The organism is Acaryochloris sp. IP29b_bin.137 (genome assembly GCF_028285745.1).
Lineage (GTDB): Bacteria > Cyanobacteriota > Cyanobacteriia > Thermosynechococcales > Thermosynechococcaceae > Acaryochloris.
Window position 1 is genome coordinate 1 of the sequence record NZ_JANQOP010000020.1, and the last position, 3301, is coordinate 3301.

The 3301-nt window shown below is 43.7% G+C and carries 2 protein-coding genes; both read right to left on the reverse strand.

The features are described from left to right. Positions 1-894: 894 nt before the first annotated feature. A complete protein-coding gene (locus Q0991_RS01495) occupies positions 895-1197 on the reverse strand; it encodes a hypothetical protein (protein ID WP_299484816.1) in 303 nt (100 codons plus the stop codon). Between the two features lie 314 nt (positions 1198-1511). Continuing rightward, positions 1512-3185 (reverse strand): tetratricopeptide repeat-containing serine protease family protein, encoded by a 1674-nt coding sequence (locus Q0991_RS01500; RefSeq protein WP_299484817.1) that lies wholly within the window; start codon positions 3183-3185, stop codon positions 1512-1514. Positions 3186-3301: the final 116 nt, after the last annotated feature.

Below are 3301 nucleotides of genomic sequence, written 5' to 3' on the forward strand. Positions count from 1 at the left end.
CCCTACTCGCTAAGCGATTCATTATGGCTTCATAAATAAGCGCTGAATCTTATGCTGGGAAAGGGGTTCTAACCACTTCACCAAAAGCTGGGAAGAACCCTACTTGACCGATCGCGACAATTATCGAATTTTGTTCCTACTTTCTACCACCACTGAACTTTGCTGTTGATGATTTCTCACGATAAGCTTCATCGGTGCGAGTAGAAGCTACAAACAAAGTAATAGCAGTTTCGGTAAAGTATCCAAGTGCATGTGTAAGTTCGACACTGCACACACCGACTAACAAAGAGTAGAACGCCTCAGCCTTATTGAACGGTGAATTTTATTGCTCCTAGAAATGCACAAATGAGGGAACCTATCAATAAAATCATGATCGCTTCTGACCACAAAGGCAATGATTCAGCTTGAACCTTTGCATGAACTGGAGTTTGGGCTTTGATTAAGTGAAGAAGCCAGGTAGTAGATTACGAGGGTAGGAGCGAATATCGTAAGAATATACAATACCTGGAACGAGTGCCAAGAATCCCAACTTGAAGCGCTGACGAATATAGTCTCAGTTGAAAATCTGCTGAATCTAGGGAAAATGCTTGTGCATGCCATGGCTGTCCCAATGAAAAGGATAATGAGGCAAAAGCGAAAAATTCTAATCCTACGATTAAGCGCAGCTAGCTCCTCACGGGCAAGATTGTTGGCAAGGCACTCAAGCGCTCGGTCAACAGGCTTTAAAGACATTGGCTATATTGAACTCAATTATTATGGTTTTTACATGGTCTAACGGCTTAGCCATCAGGGGCGGGAGCAAGGATATTTGAAAGAGCAACCGAAGCGCATAAGCCGAGCATCCCTTGTATGGGCAGGCTAGCTGTCTCCAAGCTAGAGTTTTCTCTATCAACGCTACGTTATAAACTTTTTATGCATATCTCCGCCGACAAGCTGATTGTCAATAAAAATCTTGCATCCCATTCTGAAACCAAAATCTACGCTTCCCAGATGGGCACGAATTTGATGTTCTTTCCCATTTACAAATATCTTAGTCTCTAAATCACGTGAGAACAGAAACCAATTCTCATATTGATCAACTGTTTCCCCATCAATCAGTAATTCCTCTCTGCCACGAAGCAAAAGATCCCACCAATTCTTAACGACGATCTGACGACCTTTCCATAAAATCTTCCACTGCTTGGTATATTTTTTCATAAGTATTCATCTAGATATAGGCATCTATAAAATTGTGATTCAGATTCTTTGAGCTAACCGTTAGCTCAAAGAATCTATTTTGGATCTGCTGGCCACAGAAAAATTATCAACTGAAAATGTCCGTTGCAGCCATAGTGCGTGTTATCTGAAAGGGTTCCCAACTAGTGATCATCTTTGAGCAATAGCTAACTGAACTATGGTCATACGACGGCCTGACTTATAACCCCTCTATTTGAAGGCATTGTATGTTAGGTATCGTATAACAACCTCTTCAAGGACGTTATACGCCAAGTGATGCTCAATAGAAGAAAAAACTATTTCAGTCTCTTCAGAGCTTGGATAGATTTTCGATACCCCACTGGGTTCTTTTGCTGCTTAAACAATTTTGCCGCCATCTGAAAATCCTGTTTGGCCAAAGCAAATTTCTTGGTGATGGCATGGAGAATCCCGCGATTGAAATAAGCTCCTCCATTACTTGGCTTTAGGTTAATAGCCTGATCAAAATCTGCGATCGCGTTTGGGTAATCCTTCAAGGCTTTATAGGTATTGCCTCGATTGTTGTATACAGCGGCATACCCAGGGTCAAGCTCTATCACTTTGGCATAGTCGGCTAACGCTTTGGGATATTCTTTAATCACATCGTAGGCATTTCCCCGATTGAAATAACCATCCACATAGTTCTGGTCAAAACGGATGGCTTTGTCAAAATCTGCGATCGCATTTGGATAGTCCTTAAGGGCAAAGTAAATATTGCCTCGATTATTGTAGGCGACGGCATCCCGAGGCTCTAGGGCAATCGCTTGGTCATAATCTGCTAATGCTTGGGGAAACTGTCTCAAGGCATAGTAGGTTAAACCGCGATTGTAATAAGCCTTGAAATCTTTGGCATCAATCGCAATGGCTTTGGTGTAGTCTGCGATCGCATTTTCGTATTCCCTGATCGCCTTATAGCTTGTACCGCGATTGTTATAGGCTTTTCCGTTTCTCGGATTAAAGGCAATGGCTTTGCTATAGTCTGCGATCGCTGGGGAATGTTGTTTTAATCTGGAATATGTAAGCGCTCGATTGTAATAGACCTTTTTGCTGCCATCAGGCTCTAAAGCAATAGCTTCCTCAAAGTCAGCTAAAGCTTGGGAATAATCTTTTAACTTTGAGTAGGCAATCCCGCGGCCATTAAAGGCTTCCTGATACTTAGGATTGAGATTAATCGCTTGATTGAAATCTGTGATTGCCCCCTGATAATCTCCCCGTTTAAATTTATTCCGAGCTTGAAGATACCAATCGTCAGCGGACGAGCCCATATTTTTGGGTTCAGTCCCCTGACTGACAAACCCTAGCTGGGGGGTTACCTTTGCCGCTAACGTTATGAATGTATTGATCGGGATGCCTAGGTTAAACCCAGTCTTGACATATACCGTTTCTGTTTTCTGGACCTGCTGTTCAGCATCGGCTCGACCATGAATCCCAATCAACTTGCCTTGACTATCCAACACGGCTCCCCCACTCATGCCAGGTAACGTGTTGTTGCTGTAGACCAAACCATACCCATCCGCTAAGGGACGCTTGGCATTTGCTGTCACTTCACCTTTAGAAAAGTTCCAAATCGATTCTGTAATGGCTGCCGTTGGCATCGGAAAACCAGATACAAAAATTGATTCCCCGGCTTTGATCTGGGTCGAGTCTCCCAATTCCACGACAGGATAGGATTGCGTGCTCGTAAACTCCACTAATGCCAAATCGACATCCGGGAATTTCTTGACCTGACTGTAAGTGAATGGGTATCGCTGATTGTCCGAGGTGATCACCTCATATTCATCTTCTGTTGCCACCACATGGGCTGCCGTCAGAACGGTATAGGTATTGTCTTGTTGCTTGATCAGAACCCCAGACCCTGAATTTTGGCCATCGATTCGGACCGTAATGGCTTCTGCAAGGGTACTCACTTCAGTCACACTCAAGGCTTGAGCTGACGAAAAGGGGAATGACACAACAGCAGCTACACCCAAAACCTTTGGGGATGACAAGGTACTTCAAATCTAGAGTCAGCAGTAGATAGGGCAGTGTGATTTCAAAGAAAATAGGGTGGCCGAAACGACTACCCTAT

Bases quoted from the DNA above. Each gene is read 5' to 3' on its own strand.
- Q0991_RS01495 (WP_299484816.1), bottom strand. From the start codon at position 1,197: ATGAAAAAATATACCAAGCAGTGGAAGATTTTATGGAAAGGTCGTCAG.